This window comes from Actinomadura sp. 9N215, assembly GCF_044326345.1.
Classification (GTDB): Bacteria; Actinomycetota; Actinomycetes; order Streptosporangiales; family Streptosporangiaceae; genus Spirillospora.
Genome location: NZ_JBIRBA010000013.1, coordinates 1 through 17,526, shown reverse-complemented (window position 1 = coordinate 17,526; position 17,526 = coordinate 1). Strand labels below are relative to the sequence as shown.

Below are 17,526 nucleotides of genomic sequence, written 5' to 3'. Positions count from 1 at the left end.
ATGTGCCATGGCCGCACGGGAACGGCTGCTCGTCATCGGGGGCGACGCGGCGGGGATGAGCGCCGCGTCCCAGGCCCGCAGGCGGCGCGGCCCGGACGACCTGGAGGTCCTCGTCGTCGAACGCGGGCATCACGCGTCCTATTCGGCGTGCGGCATCCCGTACTACGTGGGCGGCGTGGTCGAGGAGCTCGACAAGCTCATCGCCCGCACGCCCGCCGAGTTCCGCGACCGCGACATCGACCTGCGGCTGCGGACCGAGGCCGTCGAGATCGACACGGCGGGCGGCCGGGTGCGGGTCCGCGACCACGAGGGCGGCGGCGAGCGCTGGGAGCCCTACGACCAGCTGATGGTCGCGACGGGCGCCGTCCCGCTGCGGCCGCGCCTGCCCGGGGCGGACGCGGAGGGCGTCCACGGCGTGCAGATCCTCGACGACGGGATCGGCATCCGCCGCGTCCTCGAAGAGCGGAAACCGCAGCGCGCGGTGGTCGTGGGCGGCGGCTACATCGGCCTGGAGATGGCCGAGGCGATGGTGACGCGGGGCCTTGCGGTGTCCATCGTGGACGCCGCCGACCAGCCCATGCGGACCCTCGACCCCGACATGGGCGCGATCATCGCCGACGCGATCCGCGGCATCGGCGTCGACCTGCACCTGGGGGAGCCGGTCGAGGGCTTCGACACGTCCCCGGACGGGCACGTCACCGCCGTCCGCACCGCGGGCCGCACCCTGCCCGCCGACCTCGTCGTCCTCGGGCTCGGCGTGAAGCCGGGCGCCGAGCTGGCCCGCGCCGCCGGGATCGAGACCGGCCCGACCGGCGGCATCGTCACCGACCGGCGGATGCGCACCCGCACCGAGCGGGTCTGGGCCGCGGGCGACTGCGTCGAGACCCGCCACCTCGTCTCCGGCGGCCCCGTCGCGATCGCGCTCGGCACGCACGCGAACAAGCAGGGCCGCGTCGCCGGGATCAACCTCGGCGGCGGCTACGCGACGTTCCCCGGCGTCGTCGGCACCGCCGTGTCCAAGATCTGCCGGATCGAGGTCGCGCGGACCGGGCTGAACGAGCGCGAGGCGGCCGCCGCCGGGTTCGACGCGCTGAGCGTGGTCGTCGAGTCCACGACCCGCGCCGGCTACCACCCGGGCGCCACCCTGATGAAGACCAAGCTGGTCGCCGAGCGCCGCTCGGGACGGCTGCTCGGCGCGCAGATCGTCGGCGAGGAGAACGCCGCCAAACGCGTGGACGGCCTCGCCATCGCGCTGTGGAACGGCATGACCGTCGAGGAGATGACGGGCCTCGACCTCGGCTACGCGCCGCCGTTCGCGCCCGTCTGGGACCCGGTGCTGATCGCCGCCCGCAAGGCCGCCGAGGCCGTGGAGCGCGACATGTCCCGCTCGTAGGCGTCTGCCGCGGCGCCGCTAGGCGAAGCGGCTGCTCGGTACCGGGCCGGGGGAGTGGACCGCGTCGCGTGGGCCGCTGAGCCACTGCCCGGCGACCGCGCGCGCGAACGCGGCGAGGGTCTCGTCGGGGTCGGGCGGCGCGCCGTCGGCGGAGTCCTCGTCCGCCTCCGGGACGGCCTGGACGATCTCGGCGGCCAGCTCCTCCGCCGGTCGCCCGTCCGGCGGGACGGTCTCGGCCTCGCCGCCGGGCGCCATCCGGAGCCGCTCGCCCCACGGGGCGACCATGACCTGGTGGAGCAGCCCGCTGACGTCGGCGCTGACGGCCGGGGGGTCGGTCCAGCAGGTGGCGCGCTCGAACAGCACCTGCCCCTCGGCGCGCTCCCACAGCCCGTCGGTCTCGGTCTCGTTCAGGTCGTACGCGACCACCAGCACGCCGGGCCGCCCGGGGACGAACGCCTCCGCCGGGAGCTCGAACAGCCGCGCCGCGGCCAGGCCCAGGATCTGGCTCGACCGGTCCGGGAGCAGGCCGACGGACGTGGGCCGCCGGCCCGCCGCGGCCAGGATCACCCGCAGCCGGTCGAGGACCCGCCGGCACGTCGTGACCCCGTCGGACGTGTACGCGTACCGTCCCGTCATGCCCTGGTCGAACCCGTGCGGGGAGATCGTGGCGAGGAGTCCGCCGCCGATCGTGAAATGCCAGCCCCGCAGGTCCTGGGCGTCCAGCGGGCTGACGGTGCGTGCCGTCCGCGCCCTGCCGAGCATCCGCGCCAGCCGGTTGTGGGCGGGTTCCCAGTCGGCGTTGTCCGGCGCGGGCAGGGCCGCCGCCTCCCGCTCGGCGCGGTCGGCGTCCCCGGCCAGCAGCGCGTTGAAGGCGAGGAGGTACCGGGCGGGCCACGGGTCCAGCGACGCCACGCGCGGTTCCAGGGCGCCGACGGCCTCGGCGTGCCGGGTCTCCCGCTCCAGCGCGGAGACCAGCTCCATCAGCAGCACCGGCTCGTCGGGCATCAGGTCGACCGCGCGCCGCAGCGCCGGGATCGCGAGGAACGGCACGCCGCGCTCGATACACGCGTACCCGAAGTCGTAGAGCTCCTGCGGGCCGCGCGCGCGGACCATCGCGGCGGCCGCCTCCCGCATGTCGTCGAACCCGGACCGGGCCGCCGCGCCCTCCATGAGCCCGGCCACCTCGGCGAGGTCCATGCCGTCCGCGTGGAAACGCAGATGGCGGATGAGTCCGGGGATGTCCCCGCTGTCCAGAAGTGCCCGCGCTTCACTCATGGGCGGCCACGCTACAACCGGTGACCGGCGGGTTTCACGACATTTTCCGGTGCGGGTGGGCATCCCGATATGTCGGTGTCCTCCTCTACGGTTGGGCGCCATGGAAGACCTCCCCGACGTGACCGAACCCGCCGACCCGGGAGAGGGATGAGCGCCGACACCGCCGATCACCAGCGTCCGCCCGCCGAGGTCCGGTTCGCCGACGAGCTGGAGCGGCTGCGGGACGACGACGCGGGCCCGCGCCCGCCCGGCTGGGCGCTCGGCCTGACCGCGGCGCGGCGGTTCATCGTCGGGGACGACGCGCTCGGCGTGCGGCGCAAGTTCGTCGGCGACACCGCGCTCATCGACCGGGCCCTCGTCACGCTGGCGACCAGCCGCGGGCTGATGCTCGTCGGGGAGCCGGGGACGGCCAAGTCGCTGCTGTCGGAGCTGATCGCGGCGGCGGTGAGCGGTACGTCCACGCTGACGATCCAGGGCGGCGCCGCGACCACCGAGGACCAGATCAAGTACTCGTGGAACTACGCGCTGCTGGTGTCGGAGGGGCCGTCGACGCGGTCGCTGGTCCCGGCGCCGCTGCTGACCGGGATGGCGGAGGGGAAGGTCGTCCGGTTCGAGGAGATCACCCGCTGCCCGCTGGAGGTGCAGGACTCGCTGCTGTCGCCGCTGTCCGACCGCGTCCTCGCCGTCCCCGAGCTGTCGGGCGACGAGGCGATGGTGTTCGCGCGGGACGGGTTCAACGTCATCGCGACCGCGAACACCCGCGACCGGGGCGTCAACGAGATGAGCGCGGCGCTCAAGCGGCGGTTCAACTTCGAGACCGTGTTCCCGATCGGCGACTTCGCGACCGAGCTGGACCTCGTCGAGCGGGAGGCGGCGCGGCTGCTGGAGCGCAGCGGCGTCCAGGTGGCGCCGCGCCGCGACGTCCTCGAAGTGCTCGTCACGACGTTCCGGGAGCTGCGGAACGCCACGACCGAGGACGGCCGGTCCATGGACCGGCTGTCGGCCGTGATGAGCACGGCGGAGGCGGTGTCGGTCGCCCACCAGGTCGGCGTCCGCGGCTGGTTCCTGCGCGGGGAGGCGGGCGGCGCGGCCGACATCGTCGAGTGCCTCGCCGGGACGGCCGCGAAGGACAGCCCCGACGACCTCGCCCGCCTGCGGCGCTACCTGGAGCAGCAGGCGCCGCGCCGCGACGGCGAGCAGTGGCGGGCCCTGCACGCCGCCCGGCATCTGCTGCCCGGCTGATGGCCGTCACGTTCGTCGGCGTCCGGCACCACAGCCCGGCGTGCGCGCGGCTCGTCCGGGACGTGGTCCGGCGGCTGCGCCCTGCGTACGTGCTGGTCGAGGGCCCCGCCGACTTCGGCGGCCGGATCGGCGAGCTGCTCCTCGGCCACGAACCGCCCATCGCGATCTTCGGCTACCACCGGGACGCGGAGCGCGTCCACTCCTGCTGGACGCCGTTCTGCGCCTACTCGCCGGAGTGGGTCGCGCTCGACGAGGGGCGGGCGGCGGGAGCGGAGCTCAGGTTCATCGACCTGCCCGCGTGGCATCCGGCGTTCGCCGCCCGCAGCAACCGGTACGCCGACGCGGAGCGCCGGTACGCCGAGGTGACCGAGCGGCTGTGCCGCGAGTTCGCCGTGGACAACACCGACATCCTCTGGGACCACCTCTTCGAGATCGACACCGAGGACGTGGCGGCGCGGCTCGACGCGTACTTCGCCCTGTTGCGCGGCGAGGCCGAGGCGGGGCCGGACGACGCGGCGCGCGAGGCGTACATGGCGCAGTGGGTCCGGGCCGCCGCGGCGGACGCGGGGGACCGTCCGGTCGTCGTGGTGACCGGCGGCTTCCACAAGCCCGCGCTCGAAGCCCTCGCCGAGTCGGGTGAGGACGCTGAGTGGCCGGACGTGCCCGAGCCGAACGCGGGCGCGACCGGCGGGAGCTTCCTCGTCCCGTACTCGTTCCAGCGGCTCGACGCGTTCACCGGATACCAGTCGGGCATGCCGTCCCCCGAGTACTACCAGCGGCTCTGGGAGGGCGGCCCGGACTCGGCCGCGGCCGCGCTGACCGAGACGGTCGTGGCGCGGCTGCGGGAGCGCGGGCAGGCCGTGTCGACCGCCGACCTGATCGCCGCCCGCACCCTCACCGACGGGCTGACGCGCCTGCGCGGGCACCGCGCGCCCGCGCGCACCGACCTCCTGGACGGCCTGGTCTCCGCCCTGGTGAACGACGACCTGGACGAGCGGCTCCCATGGACGTCCCGCGGCCCGGCCGCCGGAGGGTCGTCCCCGCGCGGGGGGACGGGCGCGCATCCGGCGGTGGCGGAGATGGTGGCCGCGCTGAGCGGGCGGCGGGTCGGGCGCCTGCACCGCGACACCCCGGCCCCGCCGCTGGTCCACCACGCCGCCGCCGAGCTGGAACGGCTCGGCCTCGACCGCGGCGGGCCGGTCGCGCTCAAGCTGACGGCGCCGCGCGGGCTGGAACGCAGCCGCGCCCTGCACCGCCTGCGCGTCCTGCGGATCCCCGGCGTCGAGCGCACGTCCGGGCCCGCGACGGGCGCCGACCCGGTGCTGGACGAACGCTGGGTCCTGGACGTCACCGATGACGGGGGCCGCCGGACGTCCGCGCTCATCGAGGCGGGCGCGTACGGGCCGACGCTCGGCGACGCGGCGGCCGCCGTCCTGGACGAGCGCATGACGGCCGCGGGGACCGGCATGGGGGAGCTCGCGGACGTGCTGTTCGACGCGGCGCTCTGCGGCTGCGCCGCCCAGTCCGGGCGGATCGCCGAGTCGATCGCCGCCGGTATCGCGGGCGCGTCCGATCTCGCGGGGCTCGGCGCGGCGCTGGACGTCGTCCTCGGGCTGTGGCGGCACGATCGCGTCCTCGGCACCGCCGCCAGCCCCCTGTTCGGGACGGTCGTCGCCGAGTGCGCGGCCCGCGTCCTGTGGCTGGTCGAGGGCATCCGCGGCGGGCCCCGGCCCGCCGACCTCGGCCGGCTGCGCGCCGTCGCCGCCACCCGGGACGCGCTGCTGCACGCCGCCGGCCCGCTGCGGCTCGACACGGCCGCGGCGCTCGGCGTCGCGCGGCGCGTCGCCGCCAGGACCGACGCGCCGCCCGACCTGCGGGGCGCGGCGTTCGGGCTCGGCCGGGCGCTCGGCGACACGTCCGACGCGGCGCGGGCGGTGCGCGGCGCGGCCGGGCCGAGGACGTTCGGCGACTGGCTCGCCGGGCTGTTCGCGCTCGCCCGGCAGGAGGTGCTCGACCCGGACGCGTCCGTCCTCGGCGTCCTCGACGAGCTGATCGGCGGGATGGGCGAGCAGGACTTCCTCGTCGCGCTGCCCGCGCTGCGGCAGGCGTTCGGGTTCTTCCCGCCCCGCGAGCGCGAGACGATCGCGCGGGGGCTGCTGGAGCGCCGGGGCCTGCGCGGCTCGCCCCGGGCGCTGCTGCGCACGCAGGCCCCGCCGCTGCGGATCGCAGAGGCGCGCGCCCGGGAGGCGCGCGTCGACCGGGCCCTCGCGGCCGCGGGCCTCGCCCCGGAGGCCATGGAGGCCGCGGAAGGAGAGTCGTGATCCCGCCTGATCTGGAACGGTGGCGGCTCGTGCTCGGCGCGCCCGCGGAGGCCTGCACCGGCGCGCTCGGCGGCGCGGCCGCCGAACAGGACGCCGCGCTCGACTGGCTCTACGGCCGCGACCCCGACCTGGGCGAACGCGGCGTCCGGCGCGGCCCAGGCTCGGGCGCGGGGTCAGGCTCCGGCGGCGAGTGCGATCCCGCCGACCGCGACCGGACGGGCGGCGACGGGCCGTCGCAGCTCACCACCGTCGACTGGCTCGACGCCGTCCACCGCCTCTTCCCGAAGGAGACGATCGAGCGGCTCGAACGCGACGCCGTCGAACGCTACGAGATCCACGAGGTCGTCACCGACCCCAACGTCCTGGAACGGATCGAGCCCGACGAGACCCTGCTGCGCGCCGTGCTGCGCACCAAGCACCTGATGGACCCGGAGGTCCTCGCCCTCGCCCGGCGGATCGTCGAGACCGTCGTCCGGCAGCTGATGGAACGGCTCGCCACCGAGGTCCGGCAGGCGTTCCACGGCACCCGGTCGCGGCGGCCCACCCGGCTGAAGAACTCCCGCAACTTCGACTTCCACCGGACGATCCGCGCGAACCTCGCCCACTACCGTCCGGACGAGCGCCGCCTCTACATCGAGAGCCCCCGGTTCGTCGCGCGGACGCGGCGGCACGTCGAGCGGTGGCAGCTGATCCTGCTCGTGGACCAGTCCGGTTCCATGGCCGCGTCGGTGATCCACTCCGCCGTCACCGCCGCGTGCCTGTGGGGGCTGCCCGGCCTGAAGACGCACCTCGTCGCGTTCGACACGTCCGTGGTCGACCTGACGTCCGACGTCACCGACCCCGCCGAGCTGCTGATGAAGGTGCAGCTCGGCGGCGGCACCGACATCGCGCGCGCCGTCGGGTACGCGGCGGGCCTGGTGGAGAACCCGCGGCGGGCCATCGTCGCGCTCATCACCGACTTCTACGAGGGCGGCGACGCCCACCTGCTCGTCCGGCAGGTGAAGCGGCTCGCCGAGCAGGGGACGCACGTGCTGGGCCTGGCCGCGCTCGGCGAGGACGCCAACCCCGACTACGACCGGGACATGGCGCGCCGCCTCGCCGACGCCGGCGCGCACGTCGGCGCGATGACGCCCGGGGAGCTCGCGGGGTTCGTCGCGGAGAAGATCGGCCGATGACGAGCCCGCCGGCGCGCGCCGACCTGGTCGCCCTCACGCCGGAGGCACTGGCGGCGCTCGCCAACCGTGGCCTGGTCAAGCGCGCCGCCAAGGATCTGGACGCGGGCGGCGGTCCCGAGATCACCGTCGCGGCGGACGGCGCCGTCGGCGGGACGTACCCGGACGGCACGACGACGTCCCTCCCGGCGGGCGGCGGACTGGACGCCGCGACCTGCTCCTGCGCCGCGACCGGGACGTGCCGCCACCAGATCTGCCTCATCCTCGCCTACCAGCGCCACACCGCCGCCGAGCCGGAACAGCAGGAACAGGAACAGCCTGAGCGGACGGAGCCCGAGGTGGCCTGGTCGCCGGGGGCGTTCGACGACGACGCGCTCGCCCGCGTCCTCGGGCAGCGCGCCCTCACCGCCGCGCGCCGCACGTTCCGCACCGGCTACTCCGCCAGGATCCGCCGTCCGGCCGGCGACGATCCGGTGGCGCAGGTGGAGTTGCAGACGTGCGTCGTCCGGTTCCTCGTGCCGGGCGAGCTCGGCTACGTCCACACCGACGCCGTCACGGTGCTCCGCGGCGAGGTCACGGTCCTGGCCGTGTGGGCGTTCCGGGCCGCCGACGAGCGCGGCCTGACCGGCGGCGAGATCCGTCTCGACGTGGGCGGCGAACCCGGGCGGGCGGCGGGCGGCGACGGGCTCGACGCGGCGATGGACCTCGCGGGCCAGGTCCTCCTCGAAGGCGCGATGCACGCCGGTCCCGTCCTGGCCGCCGCGCTGGGACGCGCCTCCGCCGACCTGTCGGCGCGCGGCATGCACTGGCCCGCCGCCGCGCTGGACGACCTGTCCGGGCAGCTCACCGCCCACCACGAGCGCCGCGCCGACCACGACCCCGGACGCGTCGCCGAACTGATCGCCGAGCTCCACGCCCGGCACAGGGCGGCCGGGTCGGGCGGGCAGCGCTCACAGGTCCTCGGGACGGACGAGGCGGTGGAGACGCCGCTGCGCCGCGTCCGCCTCGCCGCCGTCGGCTGCCGGGTCGCGGGCACCCCCGAGTCCCGCACCGCCGACGTCTTCCTCGCGCACACCGGCACCGGGATCGTGCTCGTCCTGAAACGCCGCTGGAGCGTCCCGGACGGGGAGCGGCCGACCGGCGCCGACCTCGCCGGACGCCGCATCATCGGCGCGTCGCTCCGGTCGCTCGCCACCGGCAACGTCGTGTCCGAGAACGCGACCCGGAGCGCCGGACGCGTCGTGCGCGTCGCCGCGGGACGGATCGCCAAGACGACGGTCACGCCGCTCGGCGACGCCTGGTACGGACTGCCCGCCGGGCTCCTCGTCCGCGACTTCGAGGCGGCGGGACGCGCCCTGGACGCCCTCCCGCCCCGCCTGATCAGGCCCCGCGTCGAGGCGGAACTCGTCCACGTCGTCGAGATCGCCGAGGTCCGCGACATCGGCTACCACCCGGGCGCGCAGCGCCTCGACGCCGTGGTCGCGGACGCGGCGGGCACGGCGGCCGTCGTCTCCGCCGCCTACAGCCCGCACCGTCCCGCCGCGCTCGACGCGCTCGCCGTGGCGCTCGCCGGCCGGCCGCGGCTCGTCGGCGGCGCCGTCCGCCGGGACCGCGGCGGCCTGGTCGTCGACCCGTTCGCCGTCCTGACCCCGGACGGCGTCGTCGTCCCCGACCTGGCCCCCGGCGACGGCACCACCGCCCTGGACGGACCGTCCCCGACCGCCCCGGACCCCCTCGGGCACGTCCTGGACGAGGCGCTCGCCGCCTGCGCCGACATCGCGCATCGCGGCATCCTGCACGTCACGCCCGCCCTGCGCGAACGGCTCGCCCGCGCGGCCAAGGACCTCGAACACACCGGCCTCAGCACCGCCGCCGGTACCCTCAACGCGCTCACCGAAGCCCTCACCGGCGACGACCCGCACCGCACCACGCGGGCCTGGGCCGCCGCCTGCATCCGCCTCGTCACGACCGCCGAACTCCGCTGAGAGGTCAGGAGCGGCGGGCCAGCTGAGAGCGGTCAGGCGCGGCAGGTCAGCGCGCGGCCGCCGTTGAACGCGATCATGTCGTTGAGGGCGGTGGCCAGGTCGATCGGCCCGCCGGGTTCGAGGCCGTCCAGCTCGGCGTAGGCGCGGTGCAGGTTGCCGACGAGCCGTTCGGCGTCCGTCAGCTCCGCGAACGGGCCGAGGTCGGCCTCCCGCGCGGCCTCCAGCGGCGCCAGCCCGGCCGCCTTCCCCGCCTTGGCCGTCGTCTGCACGAACCGCGCGTACGCGACGACGCGGTCGATCAGCTCGGGCCCCGCGACCGGGCCGTGCCCGGGGACGATCACGTCCGCGTCCAGCGGCGCGATCACCTCCTCCAGCACCTTGATCGCGCCGGACACCGACCCCTGCATCAGGAACGGGGTGCCGCCGTTGAACAGCAGGTCGCCGCAGAACAGGACCCGCCGGTCCGGGATCCACACGATCGAGTCGTTGGTGGTGTGCGCCGCCGTGCCGACGTGCCTGACCTCGCATCGCAGGTCGTCCACCCACAGGGTCACGCCTTCGGTGTAGGTGAGGAACGGCGGTTCGAGCTCGACGTCGCCCCAGTCGACCTTCGTCCAGAAAGGCTCGTCGAACGGCTTGCCCCACGCGAGCGCGCCCGCCCGCGTCTCCTCGTGCCCGACGACGGTCGCGCCGGAGAACAGGTAGTTGCCGAACGTGTGGTCGCCGTGGTGGTGGGTGTTGACCAGCGTCCGGACGGGACGGTCCGTCACCGACCGGATCGACTCCAGGTAGGCGCGCGTCCTGCGCTCGGTCGAGCAGGTGTCCACGCTGGTCACGCCGCGGGACCCGACGAGGAAGCCGGTGTTGTTGATCCACCAGGTGCCGTCGGGCTGGACGTAGGCGAACACCCCGTCCGAGACCTCGTGCAACTGCGGGCTTCCGAGACCCTCGCGCTGCGGTGGGTGGGGGCTGGAGGACGGTGCGTCGCTCATGAGCACCGGAGTCTAGCCCCGGGGATCAGTGCTCGAACTCGGGCACGGTCGTCACGAGGTGCGGGCGGGGCGAGCTCTCCCTGGCGGACGGCTCGTGCGAGTGCGCCGAGCGCAGCACCTCCCCGGCGCCGAGCACGGCCGCGTCGCCGGTGTCGTCCCCGATCCGCGCGGCGAGGCCCGTCCTGTCGCGGATCAGCCGCTCAAGACCCGGCAGCCGGGCGGACCCGCCGGTGAGGGTGACGCCGACGCTCAGCAGGTCGCCGGAGATCTCGGGGGAGCAGCCCGCGAGCCCGGCGCCGATCGCCTCGACGATCTCGCCGACGGGCCCGGCGATCGCCCGGCCGACGTCCACGGTCGTGAGGACGACCTCGCGCGGCATCCCCGTCGCGATGTCGCGCCCGTGCACCACGGTCTGCCGCACCGGCCGCCGCCCGAGCGGCGGCACCGCCCCGACCTCCAGCTTCGCGGCCTCCGCCGCCGACACCGACAGCGCCACGTTCTGCTCGCGCCGGACCAGCGCCACGATCGCGCGGTCCAGCGCCGACCCGCCGACGTGCGCGGTGTGGGACGTGACGAGCCCGCCGAACGCGATCACGCCGACGTCGGTGAGGTCCGCGCCGATGTCGGCGACGACCGCGACGTCCCGCCGCGCCGACGACGTCAGGCCCATGCCGATGGCGGCGGCGATCGGCGTCGGCACCAGCGTGAGGCGCCGTGCGCCCGCCTGGTACGCGGAGAACTGCAGCGCCCGGAAGTGGACGGAGCTCAGCCCGCTCGGCACCGTCACGACCAGCCGCGGGCGCGCCGTGTAGTGGCGCCGGTGGTGCTTGCGGACGAGATGCCGCATCAGGTACTCGGCCTCGTCGGTCTCGGTCGGCGCGCCGTCCCGGATCGGCCGGACGAGGGTCACGTCGGGGTTGCGTCCTGCCATGTCCCGGGCCGGCCGGCCGAGCGCGAGGATGCGTCCGGTGCGTCTGCAGCGGGCGAGCAGCGACGGCTCCCGGCAGACGACGCCGCGGTCTCGGACGTGCATGCGCACGGTGGCGCTGCCCAGGTCGATAGCGGTGTCCCGGCCCGCGAAGTCCCACATCGCGTCCCTCCCAATCGCCCCGAAAGTCGCAAGAGCCCTGATGATGCCCTCACGTCTGGTGACGATGCCCATAGCCAGGTAAGCGAATCGCAAGGTCATGGCGAACACGCGTCCGGCATGTCCGGAACGTCGTCCGGCGCGCGGCGCCCGCCCGGCCGCGAGTGCCGGGCGGGCACCAAGAGATCATGTGGGGACGGTGTCGAGCCGCAGGGCGGCGCGCCTGGCCGTCCAGCCGCGCCGCGTCCGGAGCGCGCCCGCCGCCCGGCACACCCCGTACAGGACGAACGAGATCGTCGTGACGTACGGGCTGACCGGGATGCTGGACCCGACCGACAGCAGGATCCCGCCGACCACCGACACCGTCGCGAGCACCGCGCTGAGCAGCGGCACCAGGACCGGCGACGCGCTGACCCGCACCGCCGCCGCGGCCGGGGTGCAGATCAGCGCCAGCACCAGCAGCGCCCCCACGATCTGGATCGACACGGCCACCGCGAGGGCGAGCACCAGCATGAAGACCGGCGACAGCGCCCGCACCGGCACGCCCCGCGCCGCCGCCACCTCCGGGTCGAGGCTCGCGAACGCCAGCGGACGCCACATGATCGCGAGGCACACCAGCACCACCGCCGACGTCGCCAGCAGCCACGACAGCTTCGGCGTGTCGATCGCGACGATCTGCCCGGTGAGGAGCCCGAACTTGTTGGCGGCCCGCCCCTCGTACAGGGACAGGAACAGCACGCCGAGCCCGAGCCCGAACGGCATCAGCACGCCGATGACCGACCCGCGGTCCCGCGCCCGCGAGCCGAGCACCCCGATCAGCGCGGCCGCGACCAGCGCCCCGGCGATCGAGCCGCCCGCGACGCCCGTGCCGAGCAGCAGCGCCGCCGCCGCGCCCGCGAACGACAGCTCGCTGATGCCGTGCACGGCGAACGCGAGGTCGCGCATGACGACGAACGTCCCGGCGAGCCCGCCGACCAGCCCCAGCACCGCCCCCGCGATGATCGAGTTCTGGACGAGCGCGAGCAGCGCCCCGTAGTCCTCGAAGTTGACGATCTCGTGCCAGTTCATGCGGCGGCCTCGCCCATGTCCAGGACCCGGTCGGCCAGCGGCCGCACGGGGTCGACCTCGTGCGTGACGAACACGACGGTCGTGCCGTGGTCGCGCCGCCGCCGGTCGGCCAGCCCGGCGACGATCCGCTGGTGCTCGGCGTCCAGGGACAGCAGCGGCTCGTCGCAGAGCAGGATGCGCGGGTCGGTCGCCAGCGCCTGCGCAACCCGGACCCGCTGCAGCTCCCCGCCCGACAGCAGTTCCAGGGGGACGTCCGCGAATCGCTCGGCGCCGACGTCCCGCAGCGCGGCCTCGACGCGGCGGCGCGCCCCGGAATTCGGCAGCGGCAGCCCCCAGCGGTGCCCGTCGATCCCGAGCCGCACCAGGTCACGGGCCCGCAGCGGCGTGTGCGGGACGACGGTCCTGTGCTGCGGGACGTACCCGACGAGGTCGCTTCCCCGTCGCGGGGCGCGCCCGTTCACGGTGACCGTCCCGGCGGACAGGCGGCGCAGCCCGAGCAGCACCTTCAGCAGGCTGGTCTTCCCCGACCCGTTCGGCCCGACGACCACCAGGAACTCGCCCGCCGCGACGTCGAGGTCGAGCCGCCACAGCCTGCGCTCCCCGTACGACAGGACGGCGTCGCGGAGCGCGATCACGACAGCGCCTTCCCCAGGGCGGCGATGTTGCCGTCCATCCACGAGACGTACCGCTGGCCCGCCGGGAGGGTCTCGGTGACGGGGACGACGGGCACACCACCGTTCTTGGCGGCCTTCTGGAGCTGCTCGGTCTGCGGCCCGCTGGTCTGCGCGTTGTAGACCAGCGCCTCGACCTTCTTCCCCGTGATCAGCGCCAGCGTGTCCCGCAGGACGCGGGGCGGCACGTCGTCGCCCTCCTCGATCGCCTCGCTGAAGGCCTCGGGCGTCCGGTTCTCCAGCCCGGCGGCCGCCAGCAGGTAGCCGGGCACGGGCTCGGTGATCGCGACGCCGTCCCCCGCGTGCGCGGCCTTCAGCTTCGCGAGCTTCCCCTCCAGGGTCTTCAGCTCGGCCTTGAACGCGGCGGCGTTCGCCGTGAACGTCGACGCGTCGCCGGGGTCGGCCTTGGCGAGCGCCGTCGAGAGCCGGTCGGCGAGGAGCCCGACCGACGGCAGGTCGTACCAGACGTGCTCGTTCAGCTCCTCGCCCGCGGGCGCGGTCTTCCCCGAGATCCGGACGGCGTTCAGCACCTCCGCCTTGGACCCGGAGCCCTTCAGCAGCGTGCCGACGAAGTCGTCGTAGCCGCCGCCGTTCTCGATCACCACCCGGGCCTTGGTGAGCGCGAGGCGGTTGCGCGTCCCCGCCTCGAAGGAGTGCGGGTCCTGCCCGGGATCGCTGATGAACGACGTCACCTTCACCTTGTCGCCGCCGATCCGCAGCGCGATGTCGCCGTACACGTTGGTGGAGGCCACGACGGAGACGGCGTCGCCGTCCGGCGCCGCCGTGGCGTCCGACGACGACGATCCGCAGCCGCCGGCCAGCAGTGCCGCCGCACCGAGCGCGGCGCCCGTCCCGAGCACCCGGGCGCGCAGAACACAGGACATGAGGACTCCCGAGAATGAAAACGGTTTTCACTGCAACGTAGCATGGACTGTCCAAAATGTCCGCGCGGATCGTCGGGCCGACGGCATGCGTACGCCACCGCCATGGGCGCGACGTCCATGGCGGTGGCTGTTGTCCGTGACCGGGAGTCGGCTGGTCAGCGGCCGTTCGGCGGCCGCTCGGCGCGCCGGCTCAGCGGGTCGGCGGGCCGGTGGTCAGTGGGGTACGTGGCCAGGCGCGGTCAGTTCGTCGAGCGGGCCCGCGTACTTCTCCCAGGATTCCGAGTGGTGCCGGACGTGGCGTGGCTTCCGCGGCGCGGGCTTCGCCTTGTACTTCGGTCGCGGTTCGGGCCTGGTCTCTTCCGGCGGTGCGTCGCCGCCCGGAGGCCGGTCCGCGAGATCGCCCGCCGTGGCGGGATCGTCGCCGGGGGAGTGATCGGGGAGATTGTCGGATGATCTGGGCAATGTGTCGGCAGGTGGCGGAATTTGGGGGGTCCGCTCCTTATCTGGCGGTTTATGGTCGGATCTCTTCTCCTCGCTCATCCGGTCGATCTTCTCGACGAGCTCCTTCACCGAAGGCGACCACTCCTTGTAGGCGGGAGCGCCAGGACGTACCGCGCCCGCGAACTGTCTCTTCCGCCGCGCGCTGAGCTTGTCGATCCTGACCCTCGCCCCGGAATGCGGCGCGTGCAGGTACCGGCCGTCCCCGACGTAGATCCCGACGTGGCTGCGGCCGCGGAAGAAGATGAGGTCCCCGGGCTTGAGGTCGCCCAGCCTCACCTTCCGCTTCACGTGCCGGTACTGGGAGTAAGTGACGCGGGGAATCTTCACGCCCGCCTTCCGCCATGCGGCCATCGCGAGGCCGGAGCAGTCGTAGCCGCTCGGCCCGTCCGCGCCCCACCGGTACGGCTTGCCGAGCTGCTTGCGGGCGAACGCGAGCGCCTCCCCGGCCCGCTCGCGCTGCGTCGCCTCGCGCGTCCGGTACCTGTCGTACGCCTGGACCTTCTTCTGCGTAGCGGAGTCCAGGTGCAGGCTCTTCAGCACGGCGGGATTGAGCGCCGCCAGCGCCTGCGACCCCAGCGGGACCGCCAGCGCCAGCCCGGTCGTCGTCACGGTGACGGCCGCCCGGAGCATTCCCCGTTTTCGGATGGCCGCCCGGGCGCGGCCGATATGGCCGACGCCCGCTCCCTTCCTGGGGCCGTTTCCGGCCGCGTTTTCTGCCGCGTTTCCGTGCGCGTGATGTGCGGTGGACATTCGGGTGCTCTCCGTTCCCCCGGTACGGGGGTCGTCGTCCGGTTTCTCACCGGGGCAGGTGATCTCCCTGCCGAGAGTTCGGGTACCCGTCGAACGCTTCGAGATTTTGGCGCGCGCGCCGATTTTGCATGATCATGACTCGGAATTAGCGGCGGCCTTTGGTGTCTTTGCTCAGGCGGTCAGATGGGCGAGCGATTTCAGCGGTACGGGCAGCCAGGCCGGACGGTTCCGCGCCTCGTACCGCACCTCGTACACGGCCTTCTCGAATTCGAACGCGCGGATCAGCGCCGAATGCGCCGCCGGATCGGGGCCGCCCGCGGCCGCGTAGCCCCGGCAGAACGCGGCCCGGTTCCGCGCCGCCCACGCGTGCGCCCGCGTCTCCAGGCGGCCGCCGGGCTCGGGCGGCATCGTCCCCGGCTTGGCGATGAGGAACCGCGCCGCGTACTCGAACGAGCGGAGCATCCCGGCGACGTCCCGCAGCGGATGCGCGAGCGCCCGCCGCTCGTGCTGCGTCCGCGCCGGCTCGCCCTCGAAGTCCAGCAGCGTCCAGCCGCTCTCGGTGCGCAGGACCTGGCCGAGGTGGTAGTCGCCGTGGACCCGCTGGACGGGCAGCGGCTCCGCCCGCGCGGCCAGGTCGAGGAACGCCGCGGTGAGCGCCTTCGCGTGCGGCGCCAGCTCTGGCACGGCGCGGCAGGTCGCGGTCAGCTCGGCGTTCATGCGCGCCGCCATCGCGCGCACCTCGCCGGCGGGGAGCGCCGCCACGCCGAACGCGTCGGCGAGCGCCCGGTGCACCTCCGCGGTCGCCGCGCCGAGCCGTTCCGCCTCGCCCGCGAAGTCGCCGCCGGCGGCGCTCGCGTCCAGTTCCGCCCACTCGCCCTCCCAGCCCGCGTCGCGCGGCGGCGGGGTGTGCGCGAACCAGTCCCGGACGCTCGCGATCGCGAGGCTCCAGCCGTCCGCGCCGGTGTGCAGATAGTCGGAGAGGAGGCCGAGCGTGACCGGTTCACCGGCCGGCGCGTCGGCCGGCGCGCCGGGGAGGGCCGTCTCCCCGCCGGGGGCGGGTCCCGGGTCCAGCTCGATCCAGCCGAGGACGGCCGGGACGCGCGCGCACCCGCCCCGCGTCAGCGCCAGGTTGACCTCCAGGTCGAGGTTGACTCCGTGGCTGAGCCGCCGGAACAGCTTGCAGATGTAGGCGTCGCCGAACAGCAGCGACGTGTTGCTCTGCTCGGCGGTGATGGGCAGGCTCGTCAGGTCCGTCCGGATATGGGCGCCGTCGGCGTGCCGGAACCGCAGCGGGCCGACGGACGCGTCGGCGGCCAGCTCGTCCAGCAGCGTGCGGGTCAGGTCGGGGTCGTGGGCGGCGTCGTACAGGCGCGCCTTCCGGCCGCCGGGCCCGTCCGTTTCGTCCGGGGCGGCGTCGGTCGGCACGCGGATCTCGGCGTGCCTGAGCCGGTCGGGCAGGTGGCGGCGGACGCCGAGGAGCAGCTGGTAGTGGTCGACGGTGCCGTTCTGGTGGACGTCGAGGATGAGGTGGTGGAGTGCGGGGTCGCCGGTGCGCAGTTCGGTGGCGGTGCCGATGGAAAGGTCGTCGACGGGCCCGTCCTTGCCGCCGAACCACCGCTGCCCGGGCAGCCATTCCGCGATGGCCCGCGTGAGGGACGGATGGGGTGGCAGCACGGTCAGACGGCCCTTTCCGCGCGGGCATTTGATTCCGCGCCGCCGTCGTCCGGAGGGGTCAGCTGGAACCAGAAGAAACCGTGCCCGGGAAGCGTCATCAGATACGGGAGTTCGCCGATGGCCGGGAACTGGACGCCGCCCATGCATTCGACGGGGGAGTAGCCCTCGAAACGGCGCAGGTCGAGTTCGACCGGCTGCGGGAAACGCGACAGGTTGCTGATGCACAGGACCGTGTCCATCTCGCCCCACGGGCTCTCGTCCTCGGTGATCTCGCGGGTGAAGGCGAGGACGGAGGGGTTGGAGGCGGAGAGTTCGACGTAGGTGCCGACGCCGAAGACGGGGTGGCGTTGGCGGATTTCGATCATTTTGCGGGTCCAGTGGAGGAGGGAGCCGGGGTTGTTGGTTTGGGCTTCGACGTTGACGGCTTGGTAGCCGTAGATGGGGTCCATGATGACGGGGAGGTAGAGGCGGGCGGGGTCGCAGGCGGAGAAGCCGGCGTTGCGGTCGGGGG

Annotated in this window: 14 protein-coding genes; 5 read left to right on the top strand and 9 right to left on the bottom strand. The window is 74.5% G+C overall.

Annotation, left to right across the window (positions count from 1 at the left end):
• Nucleotides 1-7 precede the first annotated feature (7 nt).
• Nucleotides 8-1,393 (top strand): FAD-dependent oxidoreductase, encoded by a 1,386-nt coding sequence (locus ACH34T_RS21920; RefSeq protein ID WP_395994057.1) that lies wholly within the window; start codon nt 8-10, stop codon nt 1,391-1,393.
• Between the two features lie 18 nt (nt 1,394-1,411).
• Here the strand turns inward: ACH34T_RS21920 and ACH34T_RS21915 are convergent, their stop codons facing one another.
• Nucleotides 1,412-2,668 (bottom strand): hypothetical protein, encoded by a 1,257-nt coding sequence (locus tag ACH34T_RS21915; RefSeq protein WP_395994056.1) that lies wholly within the window; start codon nt 2,666-2,668, stop codon nt 1,412-1,414.
• Nucleotides 2,669-2,815: 147 nt separating this feature from the next.
• Between ACH34T_RS21915 and ACH34T_RS21910 the strand changes: the two genes are divergently transcribed.
• The 4 genes from ACH34T_RS21910 to ACH34T_RS21895 are packed head-to-tail and all read left to right on the top strand — an operon-like array spanning nt 2,816 to nt 9,388.
• Nucleotides 2,816-3,910 carry an AAA family ATPase gene (locus tag ACH34T_RS21910; protein ID WP_395994055.1) on the top strand — a complete coding sequence of 365 codons (1,095 nt, stop codon included), beginning with the start codon at nt 2,816-2,818 and terminating at the stop codon, nt 3,908-3,910.
• Nucleotides 3,910-6,231, top strand: coding sequence for a DUF5682 family protein (locus ACH34T_RS21905; RefSeq protein WP_395994054.1), 2,322 nt, complete (start codon nt 3,910-3,912; stop codon nt 6,229-6,231). Before ACH34T_RS21910 ends, ACH34T_RS21905 begins: the two co-directional genes overlap by 1 nt.
• Nucleotides 6,228-7,406, top strand: a complete 1,179-nt coding sequence (locus ACH34T_RS21900) for a VWA domain-containing protein (protein ID WP_395994053.1) — start codon at nt 6,228-6,230, stop codon at nt 7,404-7,406. The genes ACH34T_RS21905 and ACH34T_RS21900 overlap by 4 nt, the downstream gene beginning before the upstream one ends.
• A complete protein-coding gene (locus ACH34T_RS21895; RefSeq protein WP_395994052.1) occupies nt 7,403-9,388 on the top strand; it encodes a hypothetical protein in 1,986 nt (661 codons plus the stop codon). The genes ACH34T_RS21900 and ACH34T_RS21895 overlap by 4 nt, the downstream gene beginning before the upstream one ends.
• A 32-nt stretch (nt 9,389-9,420) precedes the next feature.
• Here ACH34T_RS21895 and ACH34T_RS21890 read toward each other — a convergent pair whose 3' ends face one another.
• The 8 genes from ACH34T_RS21890 to ACH34T_RS21855 all read right to left on the bottom strand — a co-directional run.
• Complete coding sequence (locus ACH34T_RS21890; RefSeq protein WP_395994051.1) at nt 9,421-10,380, bottom strand: MBL fold metallo-hydrolase; 960 nt, start codon at nt 10,378-10,380, stop codon at nt 9,421-9,423.
• A gap of 25 nt (nt 10,381-10,405) precedes the next feature.
• Entirely contained in the window at nt 10,406-11,470 is a 1,065-nt protein-coding gene (locus ACH34T_RS21885) for a rod shape-determining protein (protein ID WP_395994050.1), read from the bottom strand.
• A gap of 183 nt (nt 11,471-11,653) precedes the next feature.
• On the bottom strand, nt 11,654-12,535 hold the full coding sequence (locus ACH34T_RS21880) for a metal ABC transporter permease (protein ID WP_395994049.1): 882 nt from the start codon (nt 12,533-12,535) through the stop codon (nt 11,654-11,656).
• The gene (locus tag ACH34T_RS21875; RefSeq protein ID WP_395994048.1) at nt 12,532-13,170 is read right to left on the bottom strand and encodes a metal ABC transporter ATP-binding protein; all 639 of its coding nucleotides are present in this window, start codon (nt 13,168-13,170) and stop codon (nt 12,532-12,534) included. The genes ACH34T_RS21880 and ACH34T_RS21875 overlap by 4 nt, the downstream gene beginning before the upstream one ends.
• Nucleotides 13,167-14,090 carry a metal ABC transporter solute-binding protein, Zn/Mn family gene (locus ACH34T_RS21870; RefSeq protein ID WP_395994047.1) on the bottom strand — a complete coding sequence of 308 codons (924 nt, stop codon included), beginning with the start codon at nt 14,088-14,090 and terminating at the stop codon, nt 13,167-13,169. The genes ACH34T_RS21875 and ACH34T_RS21870 overlap by 4 nt, the downstream gene beginning before the upstream one ends.
• A 213-nt stretch (nt 14,091-14,303) precedes the next feature.
• Nucleotides 14,304-15,221, bottom strand: a complete 918-nt coding sequence (locus ACH34T_RS21865; RefSeq protein ID WP_395994046.1) for an NlpC/P60 family protein — start codon at nt 15,219-15,221, stop codon at nt 14,304-14,306.
• 291 nt (nt 15,222-15,512) lie between these two features.
• The gene (locus ACH34T_RS21860) at nt 15,513-17,015 is read right to left on the bottom strand and encodes an aminoglycoside phosphotransferase (RefSeq protein ID WP_395994045.1); all 1,503 of its coding nucleotides are present in this window, start codon (nt 17,013-17,015) and stop codon (nt 15,513-15,515) included.
• Between the two features lie 2 nt (nt 17,016-17,017).
• Nucleotides 17,018-17,526 (bottom strand): alpha-glucosidase C-terminal domain-containing protein (locus tag ACH34T_RS21855; protein ID WP_395994044.1); only part of this gene is annotated, 509 nt, incomplete at its 5' end.

What these genes read in the sequence shown, in the direction of transcription:
- ACH34T_RS21920 (WP_395994057.1), top strand. Translation starts at nt 8, where the DNA reads ATGGCCGCACGGGAACGGCTGCTCGTCATCGGGGGCGACGCGGCGGGG.
- ACH34T_RS21915 (WP_395994056.1), bottom strand. Translation starts at nt 2,668, where the DNA reads ATGAGTGAAGCGCGGGCACTTCTGGACAGCGGGGACATCCCCGGACTC.
- ACH34T_RS21910 (WP_395994055.1), top strand. Translation starts at nt 2,816, where the DNA reads ATGAGCGCCGACACCGCCGATCACCAGCGTCCGCCCGCCGAGGTCCGG.
- ACH34T_RS21905 (WP_395994054.1), top strand. Translation starts at nt 3,910, where the DNA reads ATGGCCGTCACGTTCGTCGGCGTCCGGCACCACAGCCCGGCGTGCGCG.
- ACH34T_RS21895 (WP_395994052.1), top strand. Translation starts at nt 7,403, where the DNA reads ATGACGAGCCCGCCGGCGCGCGCCGACCTGGTCGCCCTCACGCCGGAG.
- ACH34T_RS21890 (WP_395994051.1), bottom strand. Translation starts at nt 10,380, where the DNA reads ATGAGCGACGCACCGTCCTCCAGCCCCCACCCACCGCAGCGCGAGGGT.
- ACH34T_RS21885 (WP_395994050.1), bottom strand. Translation starts at nt 11,470, where the DNA reads ATGTGGGACTTCGCGGGCCGGGACACCGCTATCGACCTGGGCAGCGCC.
- ACH34T_RS21880 (WP_395994049.1), bottom strand. Translation starts at nt 12,535, where the DNA reads ATGAACTGGCACGAGATCGTCAACTTCGAGGACTACGGGGCGCTGCTC.
- ACH34T_RS21870 (WP_395994047.1), bottom strand. Translation starts at nt 14,090, where the DNA reads ATGTCCTGTGTTCTGCGCGCCCGGGTGCTCGGGACGGGCGCCGCGCTC.
- ACH34T_RS21865 (WP_395994046.1), bottom strand. Translation starts at nt 15,221, where the DNA reads ATGCTCCGGGCGGCCGTCACCGTGACGACGACCGGGCTGGCGCTGGCG.